The sequence below is a fragment of the Burkholderia lata genome (genome assembly GCF_000012945.1).
GTDB lineage: Bacteria > Pseudomonadota > Gammaproteobacteria > Burkholderiales > Burkholderiaceae > Burkholderia > Burkholderia lata.
In genome coordinates this window covers 1,796,604-1,820,354 of record NC_007510.1, presented here as the reverse complement: position 1 = coordinate 1,820,354, position 23,751 = coordinate 1,796,604, and the positions used below count along the sequence as shown (strand labels likewise).

General features: G+C 68.6%; 18 protein-coding genes, 1 pseudogene and 2 riboswitches. Of the genes and pseudogenes, 8 read left to right on the top strand and 11 right to left on the bottom strand.

What is annotated here, in order from left to right:
- Nucleotides 1–4 precede the first annotated feature (4 nt).
- Entirely contained in the window at nucleotides 5–1,093 is a 1,089-nt protein-coding gene (gene cobW, locus BCEP18194_RS14140; RefSeq protein WP_011351959.1) for a cobalamin biosynthesis protein CobW, read from the bottom strand.
- 330 nt (nucleotides 1,094–1,423) lie between these two features.
- Nucleotides 1,424–1,689: riboswitch (cobalamin riboswitch) on the bottom strand.
- A 237-nt stretch (nucleotides 1,690–1,926) separates the two neighbouring features.
- Here cobW and BCEP18194_RS14135 point away from each other — a divergent pair.
- The 6 genes from BCEP18194_RS14135 to BCEP18194_RS14110 all read left to right on the top strand — a co-directional run bounded on the left by BCEP18194_RS14135 (nucleotide 1,927) and on the right by BCEP18194_RS14110 (nucleotide 7,301).
- Nucleotides 1,927–2,664, top strand: coding sequence for a DUF3857 domain-containing protein (locus BCEP18194_RS14135; protein WP_157687170.1), 738 nt, complete (start codon nucleotides 1,927–1,929; stop codon nucleotides 2,662–2,664).
- Between the two features lie 36 nt (nucleotides 2,665–2,700).
- Nucleotides 2,701–3,729, top strand: a complete 1,029-nt coding sequence (locus BCEP18194_RS14130) for a transglutaminase-like domain-containing protein (protein WP_011351957.1) — start codon at nucleotides 2,701–2,703, stop codon at nucleotides 3,727–3,729.
- An 83-nt stretch (nucleotides 3,730–3,812) separates the two neighbouring features.
- A riboswitch (cobalamin riboswitch) is annotated at nucleotides 3,813–4,050 on the top strand.
- A 170-nt stretch (nucleotides 4,051–4,220) separates the two neighbouring features.
- On the top strand, nucleotides 4,221–4,970 hold the full coding sequence (gene cobA / locus BCEP18194_RS14125; RefSeq protein ID WP_011351956.1) for a uroporphyrinogen-III C-methyltransferase: 750 nt from the start codon (nucleotides 4,221–4,223) through the stop codon (nucleotides 4,968–4,970).
- Nucleotides 4,967–5,344, top strand: coding sequence for a cobalamin biosynthesis protein (locus BCEP18194_RS14120; protein WP_011351955.1), 378 nt, complete (start codon nucleotides 4,967–4,969; stop codon nucleotides 5,342–5,344). Before cobA ends, BCEP18194_RS14120 begins: the two co-directional genes overlap by 4 nt.
- A 38-nt stretch (nucleotides 5,345–5,382) precedes the next feature.
- Nucleotides 5,383–5,985, top strand: coding sequence for a cob(I)yrinic acid a,c-diamide adenosyltransferase (gene cobO, locus BCEP18194_RS14115; protein ID WP_011351954.1), 603 nt, complete (start codon nucleotides 5,383–5,385; stop codon nucleotides 5,983–5,985).
- Nucleotides 5,986–5,987: 2 nt separating this feature from the next.
- Nucleotides 5,988–7,301, top strand: a complete 1,314-nt coding sequence (locus BCEP18194_RS14110; protein ID WP_011351953.1) for a cobyrinate a,c-diamide synthase — start codon at nucleotides 5,988–5,990, stop codon at nucleotides 7,299–7,301.
- A gap of 20 nt (nucleotides 7,302–7,321) precedes the next feature.
- On the opposite strand, the pseudogene BCEP18194_RS39645 reads toward BCEP18194_RS14110, so the two are convergent.
- Nucleotides 7,322–7,570, bottom strand: a pseudogene (locus tag BCEP18194_RS39645) (type II toxin-antitoxin system ParD family antitoxin); the annotation flags it as partial.
- A 116-nt stretch (nucleotides 7,571–7,686) separates the two neighbouring features.
- On the bottom strand, nucleotides 7,687–8,850 hold the full coding sequence (locus BCEP18194_RS14105; RefSeq protein ID WP_011351951.1) for a M20 aminoacylase family protein: 1,164 nt from the start codon (nucleotides 8,848–8,850) through the stop codon (nucleotides 7,687–7,689).
- Between the two features lie 340 nt (nucleotides 8,851–9,190).
- Between BCEP18194_RS14105 and BCEP18194_RS14100 the strand changes: the two genes are divergently transcribed.
- Both BCEP18194_RS14100 and BCEP18194_RS14095 read left to right on the top strand, forming a co-directional pair.
- Entirely contained in the window at nucleotides 9,191–10,261 is a 1,071-nt protein-coding gene (locus BCEP18194_RS14100) for a type IV toxin-antitoxin system AbiEi family antitoxin (protein ID WP_011351950.1), read from the top strand.
- The gene (locus BCEP18194_RS14095) at nucleotides 10,230–11,135 is read left to right on the top strand and encodes a nucleotidyl transferase AbiEii/AbiGii toxin family protein (RefSeq protein WP_011351949.1); all 906 of its coding nucleotides are present in this window, start codon (nucleotides 10,230–10,232) and stop codon (nucleotides 11,133–11,135) included. Before BCEP18194_RS14100 ends, BCEP18194_RS14095 begins: the two co-directional genes overlap by 32 nt.
- A gap of 48 nt (nucleotides 11,136–11,183) precedes the next feature.
- Here BCEP18194_RS14095 and BCEP18194_RS14090 read toward each other — a convergent pair whose 3' ends face one another.
- The 8 genes from BCEP18194_RS14090 to BCEP18194_RS14055 all read right to left on the bottom strand — a co-directional run bounded on the left by BCEP18194_RS14090 (nucleotide 11,184) and on the right by BCEP18194_RS14055 (nucleotide 23,751).
- Complete coding sequence (locus BCEP18194_RS14090; RefSeq protein WP_011351948.1) at nucleotides 11,184–11,600, bottom strand: PIN domain-containing protein; 417 nt, start codon at nucleotides 11,598–11,600, stop codon at nucleotides 11,184–11,186.
- A complete protein-coding gene (gene vapB / locus BCEP18194_RS14085) occupies nucleotides 11,597–11,860 on the bottom strand; it encodes a type II toxin-antitoxin system VapB family antitoxin (RefSeq protein WP_011351947.1) in 264 nt (87 codons plus the stop codon). The genes BCEP18194_RS14090 and vapB overlap by 4 nt, the downstream gene beginning before the upstream one ends.
- A gap of 249 nt (nucleotides 11,861–12,109) precedes the next feature.
- Nucleotides 12,110–13,126 carry a GNAT family N-acetyltransferase gene (locus BCEP18194_RS14080; protein ID WP_011351946.1) on the bottom strand — a complete coding sequence of 339 codons (1,017 nt, stop codon included), beginning with the start codon at nucleotides 13,124–13,126 and terminating at the stop codon, nucleotides 12,110–12,112.
- A complete protein-coding gene (locus tag BCEP18194_RS14075) occupies nucleotides 13,126–13,965 on the bottom strand; it encodes a formyltransferase family protein (RefSeq protein ID WP_011351945.1) in 840 nt (279 codons plus the stop codon). The genes BCEP18194_RS14080 and BCEP18194_RS14075 overlap by 1 nt, the downstream gene beginning before the upstream one ends.
- A gap of 86 nt (nucleotides 13,966–14,051) precedes the next feature.
- Nucleotides 14,052–16,304, bottom strand: a complete 2,253-nt coding sequence (locus tag BCEP18194_RS14070; protein ID WP_011351944.1) for a TonB-dependent siderophore receptor — start codon at nucleotides 16,302–16,304, stop codon at nucleotides 14,052–14,054.
- Nucleotides 16,305–16,326: 22 nt separating this feature from the next.
- Nucleotides 16,327–17,703, bottom strand: a complete 1,377-nt coding sequence (locus BCEP18194_RS14065; RefSeq protein ID WP_011351943.1) for a lysine N(6)-hydroxylase/L-ornithine N(5)-oxygenase family protein — start codon at nucleotides 17,701–17,703, stop codon at nucleotides 16,327–16,329.
- A gap of 32 nt (nucleotides 17,704–17,735) precedes the next feature.
- The gene (locus BCEP18194_RS14060; protein WP_011351942.1) at nucleotides 17,736–18,770 is read right to left on the bottom strand and encodes a GNAT family N-acetyltransferase; all 1,035 of its coding nucleotides are present in this window, start codon (nucleotides 18,768–18,770) and stop codon (nucleotides 17,736–17,738) included.
- Complete coding sequence (locus BCEP18194_RS14055; protein WP_011351941.1) at nucleotides 18,760–23,751, bottom strand: non-ribosomal peptide synthetase; 4,992 nt, start codon at nucleotides 23,749–23,751, stop codon at nucleotides 18,760–18,762. The genes BCEP18194_RS14060 and BCEP18194_RS14055 overlap by 11 nt, the downstream gene beginning before the upstream one ends.

Below are 23,751 nucleotides of genomic sequence, written 5' to 3'. Positions count from 1 at the left end.
TGCGTTACGCCTGTTGCGGCTCGGCCGCGCACGCGGCGTCGAACGCGCGTTGCAGCACGGTCGCGTCGAGATCCTCGCCGATCAGCACGAAGCGGCTCGCGCGCGTTTCGCCATCCTGCCAGCGACGGTCGAAATAGCTGTCGAAGCGGCGGCCGACGCCCTGGATCACGAGGCGCATCGGCGCGCCGGGCAGCGCGGCGAAGCCTTTCGCGCGATAGATCGTGTGTGCCTCGACGACCCGCTGCAGCGCGGCGATCGTCGCTTCGCGCGTGCCGGCGTCGCCCGATACGACCACCGAGTCGAAATCGTCGTGATGGTGATCGTGATCGCCGTCCTCGGCCGAGCCGTGATGGTCGTGACGCAGGTGGATCGTTTCTTCCGATGCCGATTCGAGGCCGAGCAGCATCGCGAGATCGAGCTCGCCGCGCGTCGCGCGCACGATCTTCACCTGCGGCGGGATCTCGTCGCGGATCGCGGTTTCGATCTGCGCGAATTCCGCATCGCCGACGAGATCGGCCTTGTTCACGATCACGAGATCGGCGGACGACAGTTGATCGGCGAACAGCTCGTGCAGCGGCGATTCGTGATCGAGGTTCGGATCGGCGCGGCGCTGCGCGTCGACGGCCTGCGGGTTTTCCGCGAACTGGCCGCTCGCGGCGGCCGGCCCGTCGACCACGGTCACGACCGCATCGACCGTGAAGCTGTTGCGGATCGTCGGCCAGTTGAACGCCTGCACGAGCGGCTTCGGCAGCGCGAGGCCGGACGTCTCGATCAGCACGTGGTCGATGTCCGCGCGGCGCTCGACGAGCGCTTCCATCACCGGATAGAACTCTTCCTGCACGGTGCAGCACAGGCAGCCGTTCGCGAGTTCGTACAGCTGGCCCGCCGCTTCGCCCTGCGCGCCGTCGGCATCCTCGCAGCCGATGCCGCAGCCCTTGAGGATTTCGCCGTCGATGCCGAGCTCGCCGAATTCGTTGACGATCACCGCGATGCGGCGGCCTTCGGCGTGCTGCAGGATGTGGCGCATCAGCGTGGTCTTGCCGCTGCCGAGAAAGCCCGTGACGATCGTGACGGGAAGCTTGCGAAGGGTCATGGTAGGTCCTGTGTCGAAAATGGAATCAGGCCGGGATCGTCGCGTCGAAGGCGGCGTGGCAGTTCATCTGGCGGATCGCAGGCATGCCGCCGCGCGATCCGGACGGACAGTCGCGGGACGGGCGGGACGACGAATCGGACATGGTGCTTCCTTGCGAACGGTCGACATCGTGAATGCCAACACGGCGGCTGCCGGCCCGGCTCGCGCTGCCTGCCGTTTGCCTCGCCGGCCGGCGCGGGTTCGCGCGGGGGCACATCGGCGGAGGAAGCGGGCAACACGCGGGCGTCGGGCCTGCTGCGGCCGTGGACGATGCGCCGCCTCCCCGCGGCGCTGAACCCCAATGTTTAGGCCGGTATCCGGGCTGACGAACACGCCGCTTCGCCTTCCCGGATGCGCACAGCATCCAGTGGCGGTCGTCCGCATGCGCGCGGCATGCGGCGAAGCGGCGTTGCGACGCGCATGGGCGCGACGCGTTCGCTTACCGTTGCGGGGGCAGCACAGGTTGGCTCGACTGCGGCGCAGGCAGGCTCCCTGTTTCCCGTTTAACTGCGCGCACCGGAGCGGCGCGCGCGAGCACCAAAACGCGTGCGAGTGTAGGCGGCGCGGGCGAGAGCGTCAAGGCAGCGTCGGAGCCGGACGAGGCAGCGTCCAGGGACGGATGTGCAGACGATTGACGTGGCCGCGGAGATTTGTATACCGTCTTGTCCGGATGACGCCGTGTCGCCCAATTCAGGCGGCGCCTGACTGAACCGGCTGCATCGCCAGACTTCCATCGATTGGGGTTCGACATGAATGTCTCACGCATCGCACGCTACGGAATTGCGGCTCTGCTGATGCTCCAGCTTTCGATTGCGTTCGCGGCGGACTACCGGATCGAACGATGCGACAACCTGATCACGGTCGACCCATCCGGCAAACGCGTGATCAAGGTCGATCTGTCGATCAAGTTGCTGACGGATGCGGCGATCGCCCGCTTCGGCCAGTATGTGCTGTCGTACAACGCACAGTTCGCGAAGGTTGACGTCAATTCGGCGCAGACGGTACATGCCGACGGCTCGACGGTTTCGGTCGATGCTGCACAGGGCATCTTCGATCGTCCGGCACCCGTCGCGATCGCCGCGCCGCAATTCAGTGCAGAGCATTTGCGTATCGTCACGTTTCCCGCGCTCGCAAAAGGCGATTCGATCCGGCTGTCGTACACGCTGGCCGACACCGACACGCTGTTTCCCGGCAAATTCAGCGTGCAGCTCTCGTTTCCGCCGATCGAGGACTATCGCTCGGCGAACGTCACGCTCGACACGCCGGACGACATGCCGGTCGCGATCGACGCGCGTGGCATGCATCAATCGGCCGACGCGTCCCGCGACGGACGCCGGCTCCGTTCCTATCATTACGAAACGCCGCCGTCCGGCCCGCTCGACGAGCAAGCGAACACGGTGGCGTGGACGGATATCGGCCCCGTCTTCATCGCGAGCAACTTCTCCGGCTACGCGGAAATCGCCCACGCCTACCATATCCGCGCGTTCGATCAGCAGCAGCAGGACGACGCGATCCGCCAGCTCGCAAATTAGTTGACCACCGGGATCGCGGATCGGCGCCAACAGGCGATGCGGTTATACGCGTGGGTCGCACGCAACATCCGTTATGTCGGCGTGTATTTCGGCGCCGGGCCGGTCGTTCCGCATCGCGCCGACACGGTTCTCGCCAACCGCTACGGCGACTGCAAGGATCAGGCGACGCTGCTGTCCGCCCTGCTCGATGCAAAGGGCATCGAGAGCCATACCGTGTTGGTCAATCTCGGCAACCGCTATCGGTTGCCGGCCGTACCCGATGTCCTGACGTTCAATCATGCGATCGTATGGCTGCCGGAATTCGACGTGTTTGCCGACACCACGGTCGGCGTGCTGCCGTTCGGCGCACTGCAGTTCGAGGCGAGCGGCAAGCCCGCGCTCGACACCTCGACCGGCCAGTTGATCGTCACGCCGCCGCAGAACGGCCACAACAGCCGCTCATTGCTGGCTTATGCGGTCGATCTCGATCGTGACGGCAATGCGACGATGACGGGCGACATCACGCTCGACGGCCAGGAAGTCCAGCGGGCGCGCCAGATGTTCATCCACGTCCAGCCGAAGCGGCTTGCCGACGAGATGCTGCGCCGCTACGGCCTCGCGGGCGAGTTGCAGATGAGCCCGCGTCATCTCGACGACCTCGACCAGCCGTTCTCGATCGCATTGCACGGCGATCTGAACCAGTTGGCGCTGATGCCCGGCCCCGCGGCATTTGCGATCCCGTCGCTGCCCAACTTCGGTCAGATCCGGAGCTTCGCCGATTTCGTGCTCCAGGAGAAAAGCAAGGTATTTGAAGGCGTATGTGCCGGAACGCGGCTCGAGGAGCACTACCGGATCACATTGCCGGCCGACGCCCACCTGCTCGCAATCCCGCCGGACGTCTCCGTACGAGTCGGGGAAATCGCCTATCAGTCCACTTATCACCGTGAAGGCCGGACCGTCGACGTGACGCGCGTGCTCGATCGCAACCTCGGCAGCAACGTGTGCAGCGGCGCGAAGCTCGCCGCGTGGGCAGACGCCGCGCGCAGCATCTCGAAGGATCTGAAGCGGCAGATCCTGTATCGCTAGGCGCGCGGCACGGGTGTTTCCCATCACGCTGATCCGACCGCGGAGAGCGCCGGACGCGCAGCCGTGCGCCGCAACGCCTGTGCTATCGTATGCGCCGCGTTCGGTGCTCGCATGCGCATTCCGCGCCTGCAGTTAAACGGGAAACAGGAGGCGGACCACCGCCCGGCCTGTGCTGTCCCCGCAACGGTACGCCGCCCGCGCGATGCGCTTCCCCGCGCACGCGCCCATGCCGCCCACGATGCCACTGCCCTTCAGCCGGGCGGGAAGGCTGCGGCCTGGCAAGCGGCCAGCCCGGATACCGGCCGACGCAAGGGGCGAGCCCGACGCTCGCCGAACGCCCGATCCGCGGGGGACGGATGGGGTGCGCATTCCGCCCGCGTCCGCGCGGGCTTCGCTCGATCCGTCATGCTTGACCTGTCTGCTGGCCGCCGCCGTGCCGCCCGCCTGCCCTGTTCCACTGTTACGACACGGTGCGCGCCGTGCCGCGCCCGATGAGCCGCGCGTGGCTGATCGGCGCCGGCCCCGGTGACGCCGACCTGCTGACGCTCAAGGCCGTCCACGCGATCGGCGCGGCGGACGTGCTGCTCGTCGACGATCTCGTGAACCCCGACGTGCTGCGCCATGCCCGCGTCGATGCGCACATCGAGCACGTCGGCAAGCGTGGCGGACATGCATCGACACCGCAGGAGACGATCGTCGCCGCGATGCTCGTGCATCTGCGCGCGGGTCGCAGCGTCGCGCGACTCAAGGGCGGCGATCCGTTCGTGTTCGGTCGCGGCGGCGAGGAACTGGCCGCACTCGGTGCGGCGGGATTCCCGGTCGAGGTCGTGAACGGCGTCACCGCGGGCATCGCCGCGCCGGCCGCGATCGGCATTCCGGTCACGCAGCGCGGCGACGCGCAGGGCGTGATCTTCGTCACGGGCCACGGCGCGGGCGCCGACGAACCCGACTGGCGTGCGCTCGCGGCCACGCGCATGACGATCGTCGTCTACATGGGCATCCGCAGGCTCGACGCGATTGCTGCGGCGCTGCGTGAAGGTGGTCTGCCCGGCGATACGCCGTGCGCGGCGATCGAGAACGCGACGCGCCCCGAACAGCGGCACGTGCTCGCGACGCTCGACACGCTCGTCGAACGCGTCGGCACGGCCGGCATCGGTTCACCGGCGATCGTCGTGATCGGCCGCGTCGCGGCGTTCGCCGACGATCCCGCGGTACGTGCCGCACTCGGCAGCGGCGCATGATGCGCGTCGCGCTCGGCGTCGGTTTCCGCGCAGGCGTGACGGCCGCGCAACTCGATGCCGCGATCCGCGCGGCGCTCGCGCGGTACCCGGCCGCCGAACCCGCGCTCATTGCCACGCTCGCCGACAAGGCGCGTGCCCGCGCGCTGCGCACGCTGTGCGCGCGACGCGGCTGGCCGCTCGTCGCATTCGACGCGGCGCAACTTGCGAGCCGCCCCGAACTCGCCGCGAGCGGCCCGTCGGACGCCGCGCTCGCCCGCTTCGGCGTCGCGGGCGTGGCCGAGCCGTGCGCGCAGCTCGCGGCGCCGAACGGCCGCCTGCTCGGCCCCAAATCCATCCGGGACGGCGTGACGGTCGCACTCGCCGGCCCGCTCTGAACCCTTTTGTTTCGCTTTCTTTCGACAGGACGAATCCGATGAAAACCGACGCCGAATCCCATCAACGGATGACCGAACGCCGCCGTGCGGGCCACGAGAAGAAGCAGGCCGCCGCCGTCAACGAAAAGGGCCTGCTGATCGTCAATACCGGCAACGGCAAGGGCAAGAGCACGGCCGCGTTCGGCATGGCCGTGCGCGTACTCGGCCACGGCATGCGGCTCGGCGTCGTGCAGTTCATCAAGGGCGCGCTGCACACGTCCGAGCGCGACTTCCTCGGCGCGGTGGCCGAATGCGATTTCGTGACGATGGGCGACGGCTATACGTGGAACACGCAGAACCGCGACGCCGACATCGCGACCGCGCGCAAGGGCTGGGACGAGGCGCGCCGGATGATCGAGAGCGGCGACTACCGGATGGTGATCCTCGACGAGCTGAACACGGTGCTGAAGTACGAATACCTGCCGCTCGACGAAGTGCTCGCGACGCTCACCGCACGTCCGGACTCGGTGCACGTCGTCGTGACCGGGCGGCATGCGCCCGATGCGCTGATCGATGCGGCCGACCTCGTCACCGAAATGCGGCTTGTCAAGCATCCGTACAAGGAACAAGGCGTGAAGGCGCAGCGCGGCGTGGAGTTCTGAGCATGCTCGCCTGCCCCGCGCTGTTCGTCAGTGCGCCCGCGTCGGGCCAGGGCAAGACGTCGGTGACGGCGGGCCTCGCGCGGCTGCACCGCCGGCTCGGCCGGCGCGTGCGCGTGTTCAAGACCGGGCCCGATTTTCTCGATCCGATGCTGCTCGAACGCGCGAGCGGCGCACCGGTGCATGCGCTCGATCTCGGGATGGTCGGCGAGGCCGGCTGCCGTGCGCTGCTGGCCGATGCCGCGCGCGATGCCGACCTGATCCTGATCGAAGGCGTGATGGGGCTGTTCGACGGCACGCCGAGCAGTGCCGACCTCGCGGCCGCGTTCGGCGTGCCGGTCGTCGCGGTGATTTCCGCGAAGTCGATGGCGCAGACGTTCGCGGCGATCGCGTTCGGGCTCGCGCGGTTCCGGCCGGGGCTGCCGTTTCACGGTGTGCTGGCGAATCGCGTCGGCTCGGAGCGGCACGCGGAACTGCTGCAACAGGCGCTGCCCGATGACCTGCGCTGGCTCGGGCACGTGCCGGCCGATGCGGGCATCGCTTTACCCGAAAGGCATCTTGGCCTGCACCAGCCGAGCGACATCGACGATCTCGATGCGCGCCTCGATCGCGCGGCCGACGTGCTGGCGCAAACGGCGCTTGCCGAGTTGCCGCCGGCCGTTGCGTTCGCGGAACCCGATGCAGCCGCGCCGCTGCCGCGTGCGCTCGCCGGCAAGCGGATCGCGGTGGCGCGCGATGTGGCGTTCTCGTTCATCTATCCGGCGAATCTCGCGTTGCTCGAGACGCTCGGTGCGGAAGTGGGGTTCTTCTCGCCGCTCGCCGACGAACCGGTGCCGGACGATTGCGACGCGCTGTTCCTTCCCGGTGGCTATCCGGAGTTGCACGCGGCAACGCTTACGGGAAACGCCACGACCGCACGGTCGATTCGCGCACACGCGGCGGCTGGCCGGCCGATCGTCGCGGAATGCGGGGGGATGGTGTATCTGTGTGACGCGCTGACCGATGTGGACGGCGTGACGACGCCGATGCTTGGGCTGTTGCCGGGTCAGGCGACGATGCAGCGCCGGTTCGCGGCGCTCGGCATGCAGCAGCTCGATACACGCAGCGGGACGATGCGTGGGCATACGTTCCACTATTCTCGGCTCGCGACGCCGCTGGAACCAGTCGCGCGCGCCGTACGCCCCGACAGTGCATCGGGCAGCGGTGAAGCCGTCTATTGCCACGACGCGATAGTCGCGACCTACATGCATATGTACTGGCCGTCGAATCAGGATGTGGTCGTAGCGTTGTTCAGCGGGGAAGGAAGCGTTCTAGGCTGACCGATGCCGGGCTCGGATCGGGAATGCGTCGCCCGCATGCGGGCCAGGAAGGCCTCGCTGTCGAATGGCTCGGGTGCTCCCGATGCTCCCGATGCGTCACCGGCCTGCAACGCTTCCTGCAACGCGCGCATTTGCGTTTCGTGTGACTCGAGAAATCGCAAACCGACTCGTATGACGTCGCTCGCAGAACCGTACTGTCCCGACTGCACTTGAGCATCGACGAATTCCGCAAAGTGGTCGCCCAGGGAAACGGATGTGTTTCGCGACATGAGTCACCTCCTTTTCAATGCGGCCATCATTTGCCAAAGTTTGGTACTTCAGGCGCTCAGCTGCTGCGGCGACCATGCCGATGCCCAGCCTCGCGCCGTATGCGTCGTTTCCCCGGTCAAACCAGGAAAGTCTCCGCCAGCTTCACCCAGTACGACGCGCCGGTCGGCAACGCCGCATCGTTGAAATCGTAGCCGGGGTTGTGCACCATGCAGCCGCCCTCCCCGTCGCCATTGCCGATGATCAGGTAGCAGCCCGGCCGCTTCTCGAGCAGGAACGCGAAATCCTCGCTGCCGGTGAGCGGCACCATCCCGTCGATCAGGTTCGCGTCGCCCACCCACTCGCGTGCGACGTTGCGCGCGAACGCGGTCATTTCCGCATCGTTGACGAGCACCGGGTAGCGGCGCTGGTAGTCGATCGTCGCGGACGCGCCGAACACGGCCGCCTGCGCATGCACGACTTCCTTGATGCGCGTCTCGAGCAGGTCGCGCACCTCCGGCTTCAGCGCGCGCACCGACAGGCGCATCTGCGCGCGATCGGGAATCACGTTCGGCGCCTCGCCCGCGTGGATCGCGCCGACCGTGACGATCGCCATGTCGAGAGGCGACACGTTGCGCGACACGATCGTCTGCAGCGCGATGACGATCTGCGCGCAGACGACCACCGAATCGACCGTCTTGTGCGGCACCGCCCCGTGGCCGCCATGGCCCTGCACGTCGACGATCACCGTATCCGACGACGCCATGAACGACCCCGGCAGAAAGCCGAACTTGCCCGTCGGGAAGCCGGGCATGTTGTGCATCGCGAAGATCGCGTCGCACGGGAACAGCTCGAACAGCCCTTCGTCGAGCATCTTCTTCGCGCCGCCGAGCCCTTCCTCGGCCGGCTGGAAAATCAGGTTCAGCGTGCCCGAGAAGCGGCGCTCGCGCGCAAGATGCTTCGCGGCCGCCAGCAGCATCGCGGTGTGGCCGTCATGGCCGCACGCGTGCATCTTGCCGGCGATCCTGCTCTCGTACGGCAGGCCCGTGGCCTCGTGGATCGGCAGCGCGTCCATGTCGGCGCGCAGGCCGAGCCGCTGCGTGCCGTTGCCGACCTTCAGCTGCGCGACGACGCCCGTGCCGCCGAGCCCGCGATGCACCGTGTAGCCCCACGACTGCAGTTGCTCCGCGACGAGGTCGCTCGTCGCGAATTCCTCGAAGCCGAGCTCGGGGTGGGCGTGGATGCGGTGCCGGATCTCGATCATTTCGTCGGCGAGGCCTGCGGGAATCACGCTGTGCGTCACGGTGTCGTCTCCTGTCCTGTGGGGAATATGCAGGCAAGGATAGTGGGTTCGACGGCAACCAGGCAGACGGTAAGTCGTCGTGGTAGCAACTGTCAGTTGCCATATCCAGCATGATGCGCAGCAAGCGCGAGCCGGCCATCCGGACGACTGCCGCGCAGGATCCGAACGCGCAAAACTGTGCGCCACCCATCGATCTCTTGCGCATGAGGGCCACGGTGACTATCGTTCAGAATCATGAAATAGTGCCTATGCATCAATATCTTGCGAATACTTGTTCACTTTTTGACGCTTGTACATTTTTTGTGTACGCTGATAAAAAGTGAACGCACGATTCCCCTTGATGCCCGCTAACCCCTCCCTCTCCGTGTCGGAACAGCACGTGCTCGACGAAGCCTGTGCCGCGTTCGAAAGCGCGACCCGGCGCTTTCGCGCTCGGCCGGTGCGCGTGCCGGCCGCCTGCCAGGGGCGCGCCGACGCCATGATCCGCTTCGACGTTGCCGGGCAGGCATTCGAGATGCCGGTCGCCGTGAGCCTGCGCGTCGAATCGCTGGCGGGCGCGCTGGCGGAATTGCGCCGCCGTGGCGGCACCGCGGTGCCCGGCGAACGGCCGCTGATGCTGGTCGCACCGCATCTTTCGGCGGAACTGGCCGCCGGCCTGACCGACCAGGGCATCCCGTTTCTCGATACCGCCGGCAACGCATGCCTGATTCAGCCGGAAGCAACCGTGATGATCGCGGGCCGGCCGAAGCCCGCCCGCACACCGCGCCGACAGGCATCGCGCGCGACGACGCCGAAGGGGCTGGCCGTGATGTTCGCACTCGCGACGCAGCCGGGCTTGGTCGCACAACCGTACCGGGCGATCGCCGCCGCGTCGGACGTCGCGCTCGGTACGGTCAATCTCGCGATGGACGATCTGATCGCGCGCGGCCTCGTCGGGCAGCGCCGCAACGGCGAGCGCCTGATGCCCGACTGGCCGCGCTTCGTGCAGGAATGGGTCGCGCTCTACCCGAGCCGCTTGCGCGCGAAACTGCCGAGCCGCCGGTTTGCCAGCCTCGCGCCCGACTGGTGGCGCGGCTTCGATTTCGCGGCATTCGATGCGCGGCTCGGCGGCGAGCCGGCAGCCGACCTGCTGACGCACGACCTGAAACCGGCCACGATCACCGTCTATACGCACAGCACCGCGTCGAACCGGCTACTGCTCCAGGGCCGCCTGCGTCCGGACGAGCGCGGCGATGTCGAGATCGTCGAAGCGTTCTGGCCACGGTCGGCGGAGTCTGGCTGGCGCGAGCAGGAAGTACCGATCGTGCCGCCGCTGCTGATCTACGCGGATCTCGTCGCGTCCGGCGACAGTCGCAATCTCTCCATCGCCGATCGTATCCATGACCGATACCTCGCCCATCCGCCCGCTTGAGGTCGACGCGCGCCGGCCGCTGGAGCCCGCGGCGGTTGCGCTGCTGCAGGCCGTCGGCTCGGCCTGCGCGCGCCTCGACGCGGCGTTCGTGGTGGCCGGCGCCACTGCGCGCGACATCCTGATGTGGCACGTGCACGGCATCCGGCCAGTGCGTGCGACGAGAGATGTCGACGTTGCAGTGTGTGCGGTGAGCTGGCCATTTCACGCACAACTCGTCGAGGCACTCGTCGCAACCGGGCAGTTCACGCGCGCATCGAAACAGCAGCAGAAACTGCTGTTCGAAAGCGGCGCTCACGGCTTTCGCACGGAGCTGGATCTCGTGCCGTTCGGGCCGCTCGAAACGCCACCGGGAGAGATCGCGTGGCCGCCCGGCGGCGATTTCGTGCTGAACGTGCTCGGGTTTCAGGAAGCAGTGGACACCGCACAGCCCGTGTCGATAGACGCGCACACCGTGGTGCCGGTGGCCAGCCTGCCGGCACTGGCGCTGCTGAAGCTGCTCGCCTGGAAGGACCGGCGTGCGCGCCAGAACAGCGACGCATACGACCTGCTGTTCCTGCTGCGGAATTTTCACGACGCCGGCAATCGCGAACGTATCTGGGATGCCGCGCCGGACCTGCTCGAAATGCACGCGTTCCAGCCGGGCCTCGCCGCTGCCGCGCTGCTCGCACGAGAGGCGAAACGCATTGCTTCGCCGCCAACACGCGATGCGATCCGTGCGCTGTTGTCGGACGAGGCGACTTATGCCGCGCTCGGCCAGGATCTGCTGGCACGCGCGTTCTCGTTGCTGCCCGGTGAATTCAGCGACGACGTCGACCGGTATCTCGACGCGTTCCGTCACGCCTTTCTCGTTGACGAACCCGCGCCGCGTGCTTGACGCGCCGCTGTGAAACAGCAGCGCGATCGTGTCGATGCCCGGCCGCGCTCAGACCGCCCAGTCTTCGAGCGACAATCCGGCGACACGGCCGAACTCGCGGCTGTTGTGGGTGACGAGCACCGCACCGGCCGCGATCGCATGCCCGGCGATCGACGCGTCGTTCGCGCCGATCGGCGTGCCGCGCGCGGCGAGATCGGCACGAATCGCGGCCGTTGCATCGACGGCCGCCGTATCCCACGACAGCACGCCATCCAGCCGCGACACAAAAGCCGTCACGAGTTCCGCATGCTTCGGTGAAGCCTTCCTGCCGACCGCGCCAAATCGCATTTCGGCATACGTAATTGCGGAGACGACGATCCGGTGCTGCGCATTGACGCACGATTGCAACCGCGACAGCACCACGGGCGGCCGCTCGCGCATGATGAACGAACAGATGTTCGTGTCGAGCATGTAGAGCGTGGTCACTGGTCGGACCCCGTCGGTGCGGCGCCATCGTCGGACAGGTCGAAGCGGCCGGACTCGATGACGGCCGGGCGTTCGGCGAGGAAGTCGGCGTCGGCCGGCGGTTCGCTCGCGAACGAGAGCCACGTGGGCCGCACGGGCCGCAGCAGCAGCGTGTCGCCCTCGCGGCGGATCTCGAGTTCCGTCACCCCCTCGAACTCCATGTCCTTCGGGATGCGGATTGCCTGGTTACGAGCGTTCTTGAAAATGGAAACGGTGCGCATGAGCCACTCCATGGGAGTACGATGCGCCCATTCTAGGCATATGCTGGCATATGTCAATTTGAGGGCACGTAAATCGGATGTCGCGCCCCATGCTGTCGCGGATGTTTTTGCCATGTCGCGGGCCTGTCGTCGGTGAGGAGAGCGATCCATTCTTCACGACGCAGGCCGCGCGGTCCATATCCCGGACGGCCGATGCCCGCGGACCACGGCACCGCGCGCGACATCGCGCTGCACCGGGCACCCGTGCCGTCACGGCAACCGGAAAGTGTCGAAGAATGTATCGCGCTCGATCACGGTGAGCGCCGCGCGCTTGTGCGGGAAGTCGAACTCCTTCAGCGTGTAGAACCCGAGCCGGTGCATGTACGCGATATGCCGCACGTGATCGACGCGCGGTTCGCCCACCAGACGCTGCGTGCGCGGTTCGTCAACGAACATGTAGTGCAGCACCCCGCTCCACCATGCATGCAGCTTGCCGGCGCTCTGGAACCGCGAATCGCCGATCAGCAGGTGCAGCCCGCGGTCGTAGTCGTGCGCGTCGTAGAACGGCGCGAGACGGTCTTCCTTCGCCCAGTAGAACTCGAAATAGCCGAACGGCGTGTCGTCGAAATAGCCGATCATCGGGTGCATGTGCGGATCGGCGAGCCGCTCGGCGAGATACGCCGCGTGCTCGTCGCGCGTGCCGCGCTGGTCCCAGAAATGCGCGACGCGATCGAGATTCATCCAGCCGCTGAACAGGTCCGCGTGCGCGTCGACGTCGACGGTGCGCAGGCTGAATGTCATCCCGACCTGCGGCATGTAGCGTGCATAGATCTCGCCGGCCGGCGACGGCGGCCGCACCGGGTGCCGGTGGCCGTTCGTGATCACATGGCGCAGCGGCATGCCGCCCGACGCGGGCGCCTTCAGCCACGGCCGCGGGTTCTGCCAGAACGTCGCGCGCGACACGGTGACGCGCAGCGTGTCGCCGGCGACCTGCGCGCCATCGATCACGCCCTCGCGCACCGCGCGCGCGACATACGACGCAACGGCCGCCGCATCGGCGCCGCCGAGCGGCACCGTGATCGTCGCCGCGTCGTAGCGCGTGTCGGTGTTGAACAGCGCGACGAACGCCGCGAGCAAACCGTCCGGCGAGTCGTCGGGCCGCCACGCGTCGAGCGTGTGCTCGACGACTGCCATCGCCTGCCCGTGCGCGGCGCCGTCGAGTGCGGCGGCCACTTCACCTTCGACGGCGTCCGCGGCGCCGGCCGGTTTCGTCAGCGTATCTTCCATCACAGTGCTCCCGCGTCATGGCGGTCGGCGAGGACGTGCAGCCCCCGCTCGAGTGCCGGAAACAGGCTGCGCTGGAAGTTGTTCCAGCGCAGTTCGAGAATCGTGTCGTCCGGTGCGATCGGCGTGTCGAGCACGTCGCAGATCACCTCGCCGGAGTCGATGCCGTTGTCGACGTAGTGAAACGATGCGCCCGTCATCATCACGGGCTCGATGGACGACGTCGTGCCGTTCGCCCAGTCGACCCGTTCGCCGCGCGCGCCGTGCAGCGCGTCGAGCGTCGCCCACGCGCCGCGCCGCTGGAACGGCGAACCGTCGGCCGTGATGCCCGGGTGGATGTTGGCGATGCGCCGGTGAAAGCGCGCGCCGGGCCGCACGAGTTCGTCGAGGATCACGAGCAGCCCGTCGAGCACGACGACGTCGGCGTCGAGTTCGAGCAGACGCTCGAGCAGGCGGCGTTCGAACGCCTGCTTGGCCGCAGCGCGCTCGCTTGCGTCGCGGGGCAGCCGCCGGTACGTCGACGGAATCGAGCAGAACAGTTCGTCGACCGGCCGGCCCTGCACCGCCAACCCTTCCGGCAGGATCCACGGGCGGCCCGGCGTACGGGCGAAGCCGTAATCGGCGACTTTCGCGCGGTCGACCGGCGAACCGTCGTCGTCGTCGACGATCACACCCTTGAGCGTGTAGCGTTCGCCGAGCGGCGAGTCGTTCAGGCGTTCGACGAGATATTCGAGCGGCGCCTTCATGTAGCGCGTGCCGCCCTGATAAGCGACCGGCTGACCGGCACGATCGGCCGCGCCGTTGCGCAGCGACTGGATGTAGACGAGATTTTTCTTCGGCATGGATACGTCGTGGAAAAGCGGACGAAGGCGCCGCGGCCCGCCCGCGCCGGCCACGAAGGCCGGCCGGCGGGCCGCGGCGCGCGACGTCACCAGTTGTATTTCGCGGTCGCGATCACGGTACGGTCGGTGCCGAAAATGCAGACGCTCGTCGACTGGCAACCGCTGATGTAGTGGCGGTTGGCCAGGTTCGTCCCATTCACGGCGAAGCGCCAGTTACGCGTGTCGTAGTGCACACCCGCGTCGAACAGCGTGACGCTCGATACCGTCAGCGCGTTGTCGGCCCCACCGGCCGACGCGCTCTGGTAGCGAATGCCGCCGCCGAGACCGAAGCCCGCCAGCGGCCCCGTGTGCCACGTCCAGTCGGTCCACAGCGACGCCATCTGGCGCGGACGCGGAACGTCGACCGGCCAGTTGTTCAGCGACACGTCGTTGGCCTTCACGTTCTTCACGTCCTGGTACACGTACGACGCGATCACCGACAGGTTGCGCGTGACCTTGCCGGTCGCGCTCAGCTCGATCCCGCGCGAACGCACTTCGCCGGTCTGCACCGACTTCGTGCCGGTATCGTCCTGGCTCAGCAGTGCCGGCGTGATCACGTTGGTCTGGTTGATCTGGTAGATCGCCGCGTTCAGCATCAGGTTCTTGCCGGGCGGCTGCCAGCGCAGGCCGGCCTCGATCTGCTTGCCGCGCGTCGGCTGCGGCAGCCCACCGCCGAGCAGGTTCACGCCGATCAGCGGGTTGAACGACGTCGCGTAGCTGACGTACGGCGACAGCCCGTAATCGCCCTGGTACGTGAGGCCGACGCGGCCGGTGAATGCCGTGACGTCCGCCTTCGTCGACGTGCCGGCCGCGCGGTCGTCCATCCGCATGTTGACCCAGTCCTCGCGGCCGCCGAGCGTCAGCGTCCAGCGGTTCCACTTGATCTGGTCCTGCGCGTACAGGCCGAACGTGTTCATCGTCGTGTACGTGTTCGTGCGATACGTGGTGTTCGGATCGGAGAACACGGCCGTCGTGACCGGCGCGTACACCGGGTTGTACAGGTTCAGCGTCGGCGCGGCGGCCAGCCATTCGCTGTCCGTTGCGGTCTGGCGGTTGTACTGGAAGCCGAGCAGCAGCGTGTGCTGCAGCGGGCCCGTCGCGAAGCGGCCTTCGACGTTGTTGTCGATGTCGAAGCGGCTGTAGTTCATCTGGAACACGCCGGCCCACCGGTTGACGGTGGTCAGCGTATCGTCGGAGAAGCCGGCGCCCCACACCGAACCGTTGTCGAGCGACAGGTGCATCAGGCGCACGTTCTGGCGGAACGTCCAGGCGGGCGTCAGGTTCTGCTCGAACTGGTAACCGACCGACCACTGCTTCTTGCGGTAGTAGTTGAAGTTCCCGTCGCCCTCGTAGATGTCCTTGTTGATCTGGCCGTTCGGGTTCGGCAGCACCGTCCCCTGCGCGGGCAGGAAGTTCGACGAGATGTCGCCCCAGTCCTGCAGATAGGTGGCCGACAGCGTCAGCGACGTATCCGCGTTCGGACGCCAGCGGAACGACGGCGCGAGCGCGACGCGCTGGTCGTTGTTCGGGCCGGTCACCGCGTTGCCGTCACGCGCGACGCCGACGAACCGGTACGCGTACTTGCCGTCCGGGTCGAGCTTGTCGCCGACGTCGATCATGAACTGCTTGCGCGCGTAGTTGCCGATCTGCACGCCGGCCTCGCGCACGCGCTCGCCGTCGGCGAGCTTGGTCTGCACGTCGATGATCGCGCCCGGGTCGCCCGCGCCGTACAGCACCGACGTCGGCCCGCGCAGCACGCTGATGCTGTCGATCATGTACGGATCGACGCGCCAGCTCGACAGGTTGATCGTGTTCGGCACCTGCAGCCCGTTCACGTACGCGGTCGGCGTGAAGCCGCGCAGCGCCGAGTACCAGTCGGAACGGTTGTCCGAACCGTACGACGAAAAGCCCGGCACGTAGCGCAGTGCCGCGTTCACGTCGGTCGCGCCGGTCATCTCGATCTGCTGCGCGGTGACGATGTTGATCGTCTGCGGGATCTCGTTGATCGGCGTATCCGTCTTCGTGCCGGTCCGGCTGCGCTTCGCGACGAGCCCGACCGTACCGTCTCCTTCCGAGGCTGCGTTGACGTTGATCGTCGGCAGCGTGCCGGCCGACGCACTCGCCGCCGCACCGTTCTGCGCACTGCTGGCCGACGCCGCTGCGCCTGCGTTCACGGCCGGCGCCGCCTGGGCATGTGCCTGCCCTGCCGCCACACCGAACGCCACGCTCGCCGCGGCTGCGATCGCACGCAAACGCGTGCCTGTTGCCCACTCCATCTTTCTCTGCTCCACTTTTTTCATGCGGTCTCCGACCGCGCCTTTGTCAAAGAGCGAAAGCCATCCGGCTCGCGCTCGCCCCGTTTTCCTGTCGTTTTTCCTGTGCTGCCCGGGCCGCGCCTTCTTCATGGGCGGGCGCGATCCCGTCTTCGAGCGACGCGCAGATTTCGTCCGCGCGGCGCGCCAGTACCGACAGCAGCGTGTCGGACAGGCCGTGGCTGTCTTCGCAGCAGCCTTGCAGGTAGATGCGCGGCGCGAAGTGCTCGGGCGTCGCGAGCAGGTAGTCGCGCGTGACGTCGCCGCGCTCGAGCGCATCGCCCAGGTGCGGCGCGAGCCCTTCGAGCAGCGCCGAATGCGTGTCGCGGCGATAGCCGGTCGCCAGCACGAGTGCGTCGAAGCGCTCGACGCGCGTGTCGCCGCTCATCCGGTCGCGCAGCGTCAGCTCGATGCGGCCGTCGGCGGTGCGCACCGCGGCCTCGATCGCGCTGTTCGCGAGCAACGCATGACGCGGCGTGCCGTCGATGCGCTGCAGGTACAGCATTTCGTAGATCTGTTCGATCAGCGGCCGGTCGACCACCGCGTAGTTCGTGTCGCGATAACGCTCGAGCAGCGCGCGACGCGCGTCGTGCGGCTGCGCATAGACGACATCGGTGAACTCGGGGCTGAAGATCTCGTTGACGAACGGGCTGTCGTCCGCCGGCTTCAGTGCGCCGGCGCGCATCACGAGGCTCGCGTCGACATGCGGGAAACGACGTGCCAGATCGATGAACACCTCGGCCGCGCTCTGCCCCGCGCCGATCACCGCGACGCGGCGGCGCTCACCGTCCGGCGACGCGACGAGCCGGTCGATGTCGGTCAGGTACGACGACGAGTGGATCACGCGGTCGCGGCCGAGCGCGGCGAACGCGTCCGGAACCGCCGGCGTGCCGCCGACGCCGACCGACAGCGCGCGCGTGACGCGCTGGCGCTCGTGGCCGGCCGCGTCGCGCGACAGCACGCGCAGCACGTCGATCTTCTCGCCGTCGCCGCGTACCGGTTCGATCGCCAGGACGGTTTCGCTGTAATGGACGCTATCGTCGAACGCCTCGGCCACCCAGCTCAAGTAGTCGTGGAATTCGACGCGGGTCGGATAGAAGTTCTTCAGGTTGACGAATTCGTTCAGGCGGCCGCGTTCGAACAGGTAGTTGATGAACGTGTAGCGGCTTGTCGGATCGCGCATCGTGACGAGATCCTTCAGAAACGAGATCTGCATCCGGCAGTCGTCGAGCAGCATTCCGCGATGCCAGCCGAATTCAGGCTGGCGCTCGACGAAGCAATGGGTGAACGGGCGCGCCGCGCGCCGTTCCTCGAGGCGGATGGCCAGCGCCAGATTCGACGGCCCGAAGCCGACGCCGATCAGGTCGAATACGGTTTCTCTCTGCATGTCTCAGCTCCCTTGTCGGTGAATCCGGCGCGTCAGACGTGACGGCCGGAGAAGAACGTCTCGCGCAGCGTGCGCATCCACAGCGGCTGCGCGTCGGCCAGCGCGAGACGGCGCTGCCGCGCGAAGCCATGCCGCGCGAGATGGTCGGCAACCCGCGTGTGGCCGGCCGGAACGGCACAGCCGACCGCTTCGGTACGCGGGTCGTCGAGAAACAGGTAATGAACGACGGACGGCAGCCAGCCCGCCACGCAATGCGGGCCGCGCCAGCGCGACTCGCCGACCAGCATCCGCAGCCCGCGGTCGTAGTCGCGCGCCGCGACGTGCGGCGCAAGCGCGTCTTCCTTCAGCCAGAACGCTTCGACATACGCGAACGGTTCGCCGTCGAAGCAGCCGACCAGCGGAATCACGTGCGGATCGGCGTCGGGCGCGGTGCCCTGCGTGCCGTCCGCGCCGGGCTGCGCACCCGGCCAGCCGTCGCGCACGCGCGGGTCGTCGAACCAGCGCGCGAGTCGCGCGCTGTCCTCGGCCGGCTGCCAGCCGCGCAGCGTGAAGCGCACGCCGAGTGCAGGCAGGTCGCGTGCGTAGACTTCGCCGCGCGGCGCGGGCGGCCGGCGCGGATGACGGCGGCCGTCGGTGAACATCGGCAACGTCGCGCACGGCAGATGCGGGCCGACGAGCCACAGATCGGCCTGCTGCGCCCAGCCCTCGCGCATGCAGCGGCCGCCGTCGGCAAGCACGCCGCTCGCGCGCAGCGCATCGAGCGCGACCGCCGGCCACGCGGCCGGGTCGAGCCGGATCGCCGCATGGCGCGCGCTGTCCGAAAACGCCGCGGCCAGCGCGGCCAGCAGCGCACGCCGCTGGTCGACCGGTGCCGCGCGATGGTTGTACGCGACGAGGCGCAGCGCGCCATCGTCGCCGAGTTGTGCGCGCAACAACTGCGCGCCGATGCCGTCGCCCTGCGCAACGCGAATCTCTGCGCCGTCGCGCACGGCGAACAGGCCGTCCGAGAATGCGAGGCGGTAGGTATCGAGCATCGTGAATCCGTCCGGACGCACTTCAGCCAGCATGGCGCGCCTCCTGTCCCGTTTCCGCGGGTGCATCGAGTCGCGCGCCGAGTGCCGCAAGCGTTGGCGACGCGAACAGGTCGGCAACCGTCAGCGCATGACCGGCACGGCTCGCCGCGTCGACGAAGCGCACGACGTCGAACGAGGTCGCGCCGGCTTCGAACAGGTTGGCGTCCGCTTCGGGCGCGGCCGCTGCGAACGTGTCGGACCACAGCGCCGCGAGCGAGGCGGCCGCGTGCGGCGCACGGGACGGCGTTGCCGCGCGTGCATTGCCTTCCGCCTGCGCGCGCTGCGACGCTTGCGCAATGGCATGTTTGTCGGGCGCGCCGAGCGCCGCTTCCGACGCGCCGGCGAAACGCGCGACTTCGTCGTGATAGACATCGACGAGCGCATCGACGAAACCGCGATCGAGCAATTCATCCGCATACGAGAAGGCGGCGCTCACGCGGCCATCCGGATGCTCGACGACGTCCAGCTCCAGCGTGAACACGACGCGATGGCGCACGTCGTCGAATCCGGCCAGCGACAGGCCGGCCCAGTCGCGCGCCGCGGCACCGGTCGGGCGCAGGTAGTTGAACATCACCTGGAACAGCGGATTGGCCTGCGCGGCACGCGGTGCGCGCAGCGCCGCGACGACGTCCGCGAACGGCACGTCGGCGTGTGCATAGGCCATCAGCGCCATGTCGCGCACTTGGGCGAGCACGTCCGTACGACGCGCGGCCGGGTCGAGCTGCGTGCGCACGACGACCGAATTGATGAAGAGGCCGAGCGCGTCGCGAGCCGCATCGCCCGTCAGCTCGCGCGTCGACGCGAGCACGCCGACCGGCTGGTCAGACGCCCCCGTCGTGCGGAACAGCGCGGTGTTGAGCGCCGCGTGCAGCAGCATCGGCAGCGTCGCGTGCGCGGCCGACGCCGTGTCGCGCGCGGCGCGGATCAGCGCGCCGTCGAATTCGAACGCGATGCGGGCCGCACGCCATTGCGGCACGGCCGGCGCGTCCGCGCGCTGCGGCAGCACGCGCGCCGGCAGGTCGGCCAGCGCGTCGCGCCAGTAGGCGACGCGGGCCGGATGGGACGGTGCGGGCAACACGAGCGGTACGACCGGTTGGGCAATTGCTGCGGCCGGCACGGCGTTGCCCTGTACGCGGGCGACATAGCGTGCACGAACCGCGTCGAGCCACAGCTCGATCGATTCGCCATCCGACACGATGTGATGAATCGTCACCGACAGCACGTGGTCTTCTGCGTCGAGCCGCAGCACGCGCGCACGCCACAGCGGCGCATCGGCTGCGAGGTCGAATGGCGTGAGCGCATCTTCGTCGGTCAGTGCTGCGGCGCGAGCGAGCGCATCGGGCTGCATCGCCAGGTCGACGACCGGCAGTTCGACCTGCATCGCCGCGTCGATCCGCTGGCCTGGCAAAACACCGTCGCGAGCAACGAGCCGCGCGCGCAGCGCCGGATGCACGGCTGCCGCATCCGTGAACGCCGCACGCAGCGCATCGACGTCGAGCGGGCCGCGCACACGCAGCGCGACCGGAATGTTGTACGCGGCGCTGTCCGGCTGCGCGCGCCACAGGAACCACAGGCCGAGCTGCGCCGGTGACAGCGGCCACACGCCGTGTGCGTCCGGTTTGGCGACGGCAACGCCCGGCGCAGCCGCACCGGCGTGCGCGGCGCGCGGCGCATCGGCCACCTGCAACGCATACTGCGCAAGCACCGGCGCTTCGAACAGCGCGCGCACCGGCACGTCGCGGCCGAGCCGCTCGGCCACGCGCGTCGCGACGCGCACGGCGGCGAGCGAATGGCCGCCGAGATCGAAGAAGTGATCGCCACGGCCCACGCGTTCGAGATTCAGCACGTCGCACCAGATCGCTGCGAGCGCGGCTTCGTCGCCGTCGTGCGGCGCTTCGTACGCGCGTTCGACCCGCACCGGCGCCGGCAACCGTGCTCGGTCGACCTTGCTGTTCGCGTTGCGCGGCAGCGCGTCGAGCACGATCAGCTGCGCGGGCACCATGTAATCGGGCAGCGTGCGGCGCAGATGCGCGTCGAGCGTAGCGGCTTCGACCGGCTGCGCGGCCGCCTGTGCGTCGGCGGTCAGCTCGACATACGCGACGAGCTGCGCGAGTGCGCCCTGCCCGTGCACGACCGCGCATGCTTCGCGCACTGCCTCGTGCGCGGCAAGCTGGGCCTCGATCTCGCCGAGTTCGATGCGCAGCCCGCGCAGCTTCACCTGGTGGTCGACGCGGCCGATGAAGTCGAACACGCCGTCCGCGCGACGCCGCACGAGGTCGCCCGTGCGGTACAGCCGCGCGCCCGGCGCACCGTACGGATCGGGCACGAAGCGCTCGGCCGTCAGCGCCGGGCGGTCGAGATAGCCGCGCGCGACGCCGATCCCTTCGCCGCCCAGGTACAGTTCGCCGATCACGCCGACCGGCAGCGGATGCAGGCGTTCGTCGAGCACGTGCGCGGTGCGTGCGCCGACCAGCGTGCCGATCGGCAGGTACGCGGCGTCGCCGAGCTTCGCGAGATCGTCGCCGGGGCGGAACATCCACAGCGTCGGCGTGATGACCGTCTCGGTCGGCCCGTAGCCGTTGACCACGCGCACGTTCGGCAGTGCGCGGCGCAGCATCGCGAACGCTTCGCGCGACGTCGCCTCGCCACCGACGGTCAGCGAACGCAGCGTCGGCGGTGCGCCATGCGCGAGCGCCCATTCGGCGAGCTGTGCGGCACAACCAGGCGGCACGTAGGTCATCGTCACGCCGTCGCGGACCATCATCGCGCAGGTCTGCGCGGGCGGCCACAGCACGTCGGCCGTCACCGACACGGCGGCGCCCGACATGTATTGCGAAAACCAGCCTTCGTGCGCGCCGTCGAAGTTGACCGACTGGAACAGCAGGAACACGTCGCTCTCGCCCGCGCCGTAGCGCTCGGCGATCGCCGCGCAATGCAGCGCGAACGACGCATGGTCGACGATCACGCCCTTCGGCTTGCCGGTCGAGCCCGACGTGTAGATCGCATAGGCCGCGTGGCCCGGCAGCACGTCCGGTAGCACGACGTGCGCGGCTTCGTCGAGTGCATCGACTTCATCGGCGCGCCACACACGCAGATCCGGCAGCTCGGGCAGCGACGCGGCGCTCGCGCCATCGGTCAGCACGTGCGCGATGTTCGCATCGCCGACGATCTGTGCGAGCCGTTCGCGCGGATGCGCAGGATCGAGCGGCACGAACGCGGCGCCCGACTTCAGCACCGCGATCAGCGCGACGAGCAGGTCGACCGAGCGCTGCAGCGCGACGCCGACGCGCATTTCCGGTCGTACGCCGGCCGCCACGAGATGGCGCGCCAGCCGTGCCGCGCGTGCATCGACTTCACGGCGCGTCAGCGCACGCTCGATGTCGGCGACGCCGCGTGCATCGGGCCGTGCCTGAGCATGCGCGGCGATGCGGGCATGAACGGGCACGAACGGTTCGGATTCGGTGGCGCCTGCCGGCGCGTTCCATGCGAAGAGCTGCTCGCGCTCGGCGGCAGGCAGCCAGTCGAGATCGCCGACCGGCATGTCCGGGCGCGCGAGCGCATCGGCCAGCAGCGTGACGAAGCGCGCGGCCAGCCGTGAAATCGCGTCCGCTTCGAACAGGTCGAGCGCGTAGATGAATACGGCGTCGAACGTGCCGTCCGGCGTCGCTTCGACCGAGAGCGTCAGGTCGAATTTCGCGGATGGCGTGCCCGACGGCAGCAACGCGGCCGCTGCCGTGCCGAGCGCCGGCAGCGCGCGGCGCTCGCCGTACGCGGCCATCACCTGGAACAGCGGATGGTGGCTCGCGCTGCGCGGCACGCCGAGCGCGTCGACCACCTGCTCGAACGGCACGTCCTGGTGCATCTGCGCGTCGACGAGCGCACGCTGCGTGCGCGCGACCAGCGACGAGAAATCGCCGTGCGCGGGCACCTCGACGTCGATCGCAAGCGTGTTGACGAAGAAGCCGATCAGGCCGGCGACTTCCGCGCGTTCGCGGTTCGCGGCCGGCACGCCGACGCAGATGCGCGCGTCGCCGGTCGCGCGCGCCAGCAGCGCATCGAGCGCGGCGAGCAGCACCGCGAACGGCGTGGCGCCCGAGGCAGCCGCGAAGGCGCGCAGTTGCACGCCGATGCGCGCGTCGAGCGAAAACACATGACGTGCGCCGCGCGCACTGCGGCGTGCGGGTCGAGCAGCCGCGCCCGGCAGCGCCAGCACGCCGCGTTGCGGATCGAGCCGTTCGCGCCAGAACGCGAGCTGGCGGTCACGCTCGCCGGCGTCGAGCCAGCGGCGCTGCCACAGCGCGTAGTCGGCGTACTGGATCGGCAGCGGCGCGAGCGGCACCGGCCGGTCGGACGCATACGCACGATAGAACGCCGCGAGTTCCTCGAGCATCACGCCCGACGACCAGCCGTCCGACACGATGTGATGCACGGTCAGCGCGAGCCAGTGATGCGTCGCATCGAAGCGCACGAGGTGCGCGCGGACCAGCGGCGCCGCACCGAGATCGAACGGCTCGGCTTCATCGGCCGTCGCGACGGCCTCCGCGCGCGCCGCGCGTTGTGCATCCGGCACTGCTTCGAGATCGGTTTCGCGCCACGGGCAGCGCAACGGCGCGTGGATCGTTTGCGCGACACCGTCCTGCGCTTCGTCGAAGGTCGTGCGCAGCGCCTCGTGGCGCGCGATCAGCGCGTCGCACGCAAGACGCAGCGCATGCGCGTCGAGCGGGCCCGTCAGCGCCAGGCGCTCGGTGATGTGATACGCGTCGGGCGCGTCGATCAGCCGCGCGTGCAGCCACAGCCGAGTCTGCGCGAACGACGCCGGCACGCGGTCGCTGCGTGGCGTGCGTGGCGGAATCGGCAGCACGCGGAAGTCGATGCCGGCCGCGCCGAGCTTGTCGATGAAGACGGCTCGCTGCGCGTCGGGCAGTTGCGCGAAGCGCGTCGCGAGCGCGAGCCAGTCGGGTTGAACCTTCGTCAT

Coding starts and splice junctions, on each gene's coding strand:
- cobW (WP_011351959.1), bottom strand. CDS start 1,093: ATGACCCTTCGCAAGCTTCCCGTCACGATCGTCACGGGCTTTCTCGGC.
- BCEP18194_RS14135 (WP_157687170.1), top strand. CDS start 1,927: ATGCTCCAGCTTTCGATTGCGTTCGCGGCGGACTACCGGATCGAACGA.
- BCEP18194_RS14130 (WP_011351957.1), top strand. CDS start 2,701: ATGCGGTTATACGCGTGGGTCGCACGCAACATCCGTTATGTCGGCGTG.
- cobA (WP_011351956.1), top strand. CDS start 4,221: ATGAGCCGCGCGTGGCTGATCGGCGCCGGCCCCGGTGACGCCGACCTG.
- BCEP18194_RS14120 (WP_011351955.1), top strand. CDS start 4,967: ATGATGCGCGTCGCGCTCGGCGTCGGTTTCCGCGCAGGCGTGACGGCC.
- cobO (WP_011351954.1), top strand. CDS start 5,383: ATGAAAACCGACGCCGAATCCCATCAACGGATGACCGAACGCCGCCGT.
- BCEP18194_RS14110 (WP_011351953.1), top strand. CDS start 5,988: ATGCTCGCCTGCCCCGCGCTGTTCGTCAGTGCGCCCGCGTCGGGCCAG.
- BCEP18194_RS14100 (WP_011351950.1), top strand. CDS start 9,191: ATGCCCGCTAACCCCTCCCTCTCCGTGTCGGAACAGCACGTGCTCGAC.
- BCEP18194_RS14095 (WP_011351949.1), top strand. CDS start 10,230: ATGACCGATACCTCGCCCATCCGCCCGCTTGAGGTCGACGCGCGCCGG.
- vapB (WP_011351947.1), bottom strand. CDS start 11,860: ATGCGCACCGTTTCCATTTTCAAGAACGCTCGTAACCAGGCAATCCGC.
- BCEP18194_RS14080 (WP_011351946.1), bottom strand. CDS start 13,126: ATGGAAGATACGCTGACGAAACCGGCCGGCGCCGCGGACGCCGTCGAA.
- BCEP18194_RS14075 (WP_011351945.1), bottom strand. CDS start 13,965: ATGCCGAAGAAAAATCTCGTCTACATCCAGTCGCTGCGCAACGGCGCG.
- BCEP18194_RS14070 (WP_011351944.1), bottom strand. CDS start 16,304: ATGAAAAAAGTGGAGCAGAGAAAGATGGAGTGGGCAACAGGCACGCGT.
- BCEP18194_RS14065 (WP_011351943.1), bottom strand. CDS start 17,703: ATGCAGAGAGAAACCGTATTCGACCTGATCGGCGTCGGCTTCGGGCCG.
- BCEP18194_RS14060 (WP_011351942.1), bottom strand. CDS start 18,770: ATGCTGGCTGAAGTGCGTCCGGACGGATTCACGATGCTCGATACCTAC.
- BCEP18194_RS14055 (WP_011351941.1), bottom strand. CDS start 23,751: ATGACGAAGGTTCAACCCGACTGGCTCGCGCTCGCGACGCGCTTCGCG.